Source organism: Tardiphaga sp. (assembly GCF_028290785.1).
Classification (GTDB): domain Bacteria; phylum Pseudomonadota; class Alphaproteobacteria; order Rhizobiales; family Xanthobacteraceae; genus Tardiphaga.
Window position 1 is genome coordinate 1 of record NZ_JAQGJD010000083.1, and the last position, 6,074, is coordinate 6,074.

6 protein-coding genes are annotated in these 6,074 nt (G+C 66.4%); all 6 read right to left on the bottom strand.

The genetic code is table 11. The features are described from left to right. The coding region (locus JWR89_RS04715) for an AraC family transcriptional regulator (RefSeq protein ID WP_299712354.1) at positions 1-644 on the bottom strand (644 nt) is incomplete at its 3' end. A 16-nt stretch (positions 645-660) separates the two neighbouring features. Beyond that, the gene (locus tag JWR89_RS04720) at positions 661-1,917 is read right to left on the bottom strand and encodes an aminopeptidase (protein WP_299712356.1); all 1,257 of its coding nucleotides are present in this window, start codon (positions 1,915-1,917) and stop codon (positions 661-663) included. A 201-nt stretch (positions 1,918-2,118) separates the two neighbouring features. Beyond that, positions 2,119-2,307: a cbb3-type cytochrome oxidase assembly protein CcoS gene (gene ccoS, locus JWR89_RS04725; protein WP_299712359.1), complete on the bottom strand. Its 189-nt coding sequence runs from the start codon at positions 2,305-2,307 to the stop codon at positions 2,119-2,121. Beyond that, positions 2,307-4,499, bottom strand: a complete 2,193-nt coding sequence (locus JWR89_RS04730; RefSeq protein WP_299712361.1) for a cation-translocating P-type ATPase — start codon at positions 4,497-4,499, stop codon at positions 2,307-2,309. The genes ccoS and JWR89_RS04730 overlap by 1 nt, the downstream gene beginning before the upstream one ends. A gap of 9 nt (positions 4,500-4,508) precedes the next feature. Continuing rightward, on the bottom strand, positions 4,509-5,006 hold the full coding sequence (locus JWR89_RS04735) for a FixH family protein (protein WP_299712363.1): 498 nt from the start codon (positions 5,004-5,006) through the stop codon (positions 4,509-4,511). 18 nt (positions 5,007-5,024) lie between these two features. Then, the coding region (ccoG, locus tag JWR89_RS04740; protein ID WP_299712365.1) for a cytochrome c oxidase accessory protein CcoG at positions 5,025-6,074 on the bottom strand (1,050 nt) is incomplete at its 5' end.

Below are 6,074 nucleotides of genomic sequence, written 5' to 3' on the forward strand. Positions count from 1 at the left end.
GTGCCGGTCCGCTCGCGCAGCGAGATCCGCTGCTTGTCGTCGCCGAGCCGCACGGTGGTTTGCAGAAACCAGTCGCTGACCTTGGCCGCCAGCGCCTGGCCGTGGTCGCGGCGGATGATCGCGTGCATCATGTCGAGCGCGGCGACGCCGCCGCCGCAGGTCAGCCGGCCGCCGTCGATCTCGAACAGGGTCCGCGTCGGCTCGATCTGCGGAAACGCCTCCGCGAAAGCCGCGAGATGCTCCCAGTGGATCGTGCAGCGCACGCCGTCGAGAATGCCGGCCTTCGCCAGAATGAACGGCCCGCCGGAGACGCCGCCGATGGCGCAGCCGGAGCGCGCCAGCCGCCGCAGCCACGCCAGTGTCTTCGCATCGTCGAACCCAGCCGGATTGCCGCCGGCGCACACCAGCACGGTGTCGTAGCGCACGGCGTCCGCGATAGTGTGATCGGCCTTAACCGACAGCCCGTTCGACGCCAGAATCGTGTCGGCGCCGGTGGAGATGTGCAGCCATTGGTACAGCGTGCCGCCGGCTAGAATATTCGCGGCGCGCAGCGGCTCGATCGCCGAGGCGAACGACATCAGCGCGAATTCGTCGATCAGCAGGAAGCCGACGCGGTGCGGCGGATGCACGAGCGGCGGCGCCACCGTCAAACGCTCGCGACTAAGCCCATTCGCCCTTGCGGAACACCGGCACGCGGCGGCCGTCGGCATGGATGCCGTCGATGTCGGTCTCGCCGGAGCCGATCATCCAGTCGATATGGATGAAGCTCTTGTTGCCGCCCTGCGCCGCGATCTGTTCCGGCGTGAGGTTGCCGCCATCGACGAAACACTTCGAATAGCACTGGCCGAGCGCGATGTGGCAGGCGGCGTTCTCGTCGAACAGCGTGTTGTAGAATAACAGCCCGCTCTTCGAGATCGGCGAGGAATGCGGCACCAATGCCACTTCACCGAGCCGGCGCGAACCCTCGTCGGTGTCCAGCACCTTGTTCAGCACCTCGTCGCCGCGCGAGGCCTTGGCCTCGACAATGCGACCGCCCTCGAAGCGCACCGCAATGTCCTCGATCAGGGTGCCTTGATAGGACAGCGGCTTGGTGCTGCGGACATGGCCATCGACACGCATGGCATGCGGCGTGGTGAAGACTTCCTCGGTCGGAATGTTGGCGTTGCATTCGATGCCGTTCTTCGCGGTGGAAGCGCCGCCCTGCCATTCGTGGCCGTCGGCGAGGCCCACCGTAAGGTCGGTGCCCGGCCCGACAAAATGCAGCGCGTGGAAACGCTGGCCGTTGAGCCACTGGGTGCGCTCACGGAGCACCGCGTTGTGCTTCTTCCAGGCTGCGATGGACTGGTCGTTATCGACGCGCGACGCCGCGAAGATCGCATTGGCGAGCTTCTCCACCGCGACGTCTTCGTCGTCGCCGGGAAACACCTGCTTGGCCCATGACGGGCTGGGGTAAGCCAGAATGTTCCAGTTGATGTCGAAGCCGACGATTTTCTGCAGCGCCGGCTGATAGGCGATGGAATTGGCCTTGCTCGCGCGCGACACCTTGGCGGGATCCTCGCCGGACAGCAGCATCGGGTTGTCGCCGACGATGGCGAGGCGCGCGGTGTTGGTGCCGAGCGCCTTGGCCATGCCCTCATAGAGCCAGCCGGCGGCGCGGTCGAACGAGGCGTCGGCGCCGTAGCGGTAGCGCGACAAAGTAATGTCCTCGTCGGACAGGAACGGCGTCACGAGGCCCGCGCCGGCTTTGTACGCGTGCTCGGCGATCCGCCGCACCAGCGGCAGCGCCACCGACGGCGCGGTGATCAGCAGGTCCTGGCCCTCGGCCAGTTGCAGCCCGACCTTGACGGCGACTTCGGCAAGCCGGTCGAGCTTCACGGGATCGATCGGAGTGGAGATACTGCGCGGGTGAACGGTCATCGAAGGCCTGTCGGTTGGGGTGACGCTTGCCCGGAATGTAATTTCAGATCGCCGGCGATGCCATGGCCTTCGACCGGCCCCGGCTTCAAAAGCCGCGCCGAAGAGCGGCTTTGATGATCATGGTTCGTTCTAGCTCACTATGGGCGATGAAGCTCCATCGTCCCACCCGCCGGAAACCCGCGACCCGGCCTCAAAACAGGTTCACTTCGGCTGATGGAGCGCGGTTTTATCGACCGAAGGCGGCGGCGCCGGATCATCGTCGGCAATGGCTCGCCACGCGGCGCCTTCAAGATCGTCATACTGGCCGCTCTTGAGCGACCACAGGAATCCGCCGAGCCCGACCAGCCCCAGCGCGAGTGCCAGCGGCACCAGAATGACGAGTACTTCCATCAGGCGTGATCCTTCGTCACGCGGCGCGCCCGCACTGCGTTCAGCATCACCAGGATCGACGATCCCGACATCGCCACCGCGGCGATCAGCGGCGTGACGAATCCGGCGATCGCGATCGGCACCGCCAGCGCGTTGTAGATCACAGCGAGCCACAGATTCTGCCGCATGATCCGTAGCGCCTTGCGCGAATAGTCGATGGCCGCCACCACCGGTGCCAGCGGCTTGCCGAGGAAGACCAGGTCGGCCGTGGCCTGGCTGAGATGGGCGGCCGAGATCGGCGACATCGAGACATGCGCCGCCGCCAGCGCCGGCGCGTCATTGAGGCCGTCGCCGACCATCATCACCTTCGCGCCCTGCGCCTTGAGTTCGTTGATGCGGGCGATCTTTTCGGCCGGCGCGACGCCGGCGCGCCATTGCGGAATCCCGAGACTGGCCGCCGCGGCGCGCACCGCGGGCTCACGATCGCCGGAGAGTATCTCCAGGGGAATGCCGCGCCGGCGCAGGGCCGCCACCATCGCGCGCGCATCGGGACGCAACTGCTGCCGGACCGCAAACACATAGCTGGTATCGCCATGGCGGAAGGCGACGGCGGACATTTCCGGGTCGGCGCTGAGAATTTCATTGGCCATGGTGTCGGCCCCGCAGAACGACGGCCGGCCGAGCCTGACTTCGACGCCATCGACGATGCCGCGCACGCCCTGTCCCGGCTCTTCCACAATGCCCCTCAGCGGCAGTTTGGCGCCGGCTGCGCGCGCCACCGCCGCCGCGACCGGGTGATGGCTGGCCAGCGCCAGCCGGCCGGCGAGGTCGAGCACCTCGGGGGGAATCTGCGCGCCGTTGGTGAGGTCGAGATCCGGCATCGTCAGCGTGCCGGTCTTGTCGAACACGACGTGATCGACGGCCGCGGTGCGTTCAATGGCGTCGCCGGAATTCAGCAGCACGCCGGCCCGGAACATGGCGCCGGCGGCCACCGTCTGCACGGTCGGGATGGCGAGAGCAAGCGCGCAGGGACAGGTGATGATCAGCACGGCGATCGCGGTGATGATGGCGTCGTGCCAGGAGGCGCCGGCCGAGACCCAGCCGATCATGGTGAGCAGCGCGGCCGCATGCACGACCGGGGCGTAGAGCCGCGAGGCCCTGTCCGCCAGCATCACATAGTGCGAGCGTGCCTGCAGCGCATGGTCGAGCAGCCGGGTGATCTCCGCCAGCAGCGTGCCTTCGGACGCCGCAGACACGCGAATTCGCAGCGTGCCGGAAATGTTCATGGTGCCGGCATAGACCGCGGTGCCGCGCTCGGCCAGCGCGTACAGCGTTTCGCCGGTGATCAGGGACTGGTCGATCTCGGAGCGCCCCTCGATCACCGTGCCATCGACCGCGCAGCGCTCGCCCGGGCGCACCAGCACGATGTCGCCGGGATGCAATGCTGCCACCGGCACGTCGCTGATTTCCATGTCCGAGATGAATTTGGTGGCGGTTTCGGCCTTCAACGCCGCCAGGTTGCCGGCCACCGCGCGGGTGCGGCGGCGCATGTTCTGGTCGAGGTAGCGGCCGAACAGCAGGAAGGTGAGCAGCATGATCGCCGCATCGAAATAGGCATGCTCGGCGTGATGAATCGTCTCCACCACCGACATGGTCAGCGCGGTGATCACGCCGATGCTGATCGGCACGTCCATATTGGTGGTGCGGGCGCGCAGCGCGCGGAACGCAGAGACGAAGAACGGCTGCCCGGCATAGGCCGCGGCCGGCAGCGCGATGAACGCCGACAGCCAGTGAAAGAAATCGCGCTGTTCCGGGATCATGTCGCCACCGCTGCCGGACCATACCGGGACCGACAGCATCATCACATTCATGGTGGCGAAGGCCGCCACGCCCAGGCAGCGCAACAGGAACTTCGACTGTGCGGTCTCGACGGCTTCGGCGCGCACGGTCTCGAACGGATAGGCCCTGTAGCCAAGTTCGGCGAGGCGATCGATGAAGCGGCCGGGCTCCAGCGTGGCCCCCCTCCACTCCAGCGCGATGCGGCGATCGGTGAGATTGACGCGCGCCAGCGTGACGTCGGGGATTGCCGACAGGCCGCGCTCGATCTTCGCCATGCAGCCGGCGCAACTGACGCCCTCCACCGCGAGGTCGATATGCGACAGGCCGGATTCCGGATGCCGGATGTAATGCGAGAAGTCGCGCGTGGCATGCATGGCCAGCTCCTAGTTCAGCACGATGCGGTTCTTCGACAGGAACAGCCGCTTGCCGCCGACATCGCCTTCCAGCACCAGGTCCCACAGGCCCGGCGCCAGCGCGGTCACCTGGCCGCGATAGGCGGCGTTGCCGGCATCTGCGAGTTCGACCGGCCGGTCGGCGCGGCGGTCCGCGGGGCGCTCCAGACGGCTGCTAAAGGCCAGGCCGGGAATCGCCGCACCGTTGCGGTCGCGCGCCTCGACGCGGACTTCCGCACGGCCGTCGGCGTCGCGCTCGACATGGGCATTCACCTTCCAGCCGCGACCGGCCTGCGCGCGCGCAGACAGGATCTCGTCCTCATAAGCGAGACTGGCGCTATAGGCGCTGTCGACCTCGGTGCCCGGCAGCGTGTCGATGGCAAATTTCGCCAGCGTGAGGTTGACGCCGATCACCACGCCGAAAAACGCAATCAGGCAGATCAGGACGGTGCGGCCGGTCAACGGTTTCGTGGTGGTGGACGTGCTCATGGGGCGGACCTCGGAAACTTATGGGGCGACGAAATTGTCGGTGGCCGAGGCGACTTCACCCAGCCCGATATCGGTGACCCGCAGCTTCAGCGGGACCGACTTCTCGGTGTTGCTCGCCGCGGGGGCCGTGACCAGCACCCGCAGCTCGGTGGTGGCGTCGCGCCCCAGCACGATCATCGGCCGGTCCGGCGTCACCGAATCGAAGCCGACGACATGCACGACGGCATTGTTCGGACCATCGACGTCGATGGCCACGACGCGATCGAAACCGCGCTTGTTGAGCAGCCGCACCGTATAGGCATTGCGGATCGAGCCGTCGGTCAGCCGCACGGCGAGCGGATTGCGGTCGTGCAGTACGTTGACATCGAGCAGCGAGCGCGTCAGCAGCGCGTACAGCATGATCGCACCGACGCCGGCGATCATCGCGGCATAGACGATGGTTCGCGGCCGAACGATCTTGTAGATCTCGGATTTTCCCACCTGGCGACGCTGGATGTTGACGTCGTTGTCGTAGCCGATCAACCGCGTCGGCCGACCGACCTTGGTCATCACCGTATCGCAGGCGTCGATGCACAATCCGCACTGGATGCAATCGAGCTGCGCGCCGTCGCGGATATCGATCCCGGTCGGACACACGGCGACACATTGATAGCAGTCGATGCAGTCGCCGGCATGCTGGCCCTGCGCACGCAGCTCAACCGCCTTCTTCAGCGATGTCCGCGCTTCGCCGCGGTCATATTTATAGGTGACGTTGAGCGCCCATTCGTCGGTCAGCGCGGCCTGGATGCGCGGCCACGGGCACATGTAGACGCAGACCTGCTCGCGCATGAAGCCGGCCAGCACGTAGGTGGTGGCCGTCAGGATGCCGATCCAGATATAGGCCAGCATCGGCGCCTGGAAGGTGACCAACTGCATCACCAGCGTCGGCGCGTCATTGAAATACAGCACCCAGGCGCCGCCGGTCCACCAGGCGATCATCAGCCATATCGAATGCTTGAGCAGGATTTCGGCAAAGCGCTGCAGCTTCATGCTGCCCTTGTCCGCGTCCTTCTTCATGCGCTCGCGGCG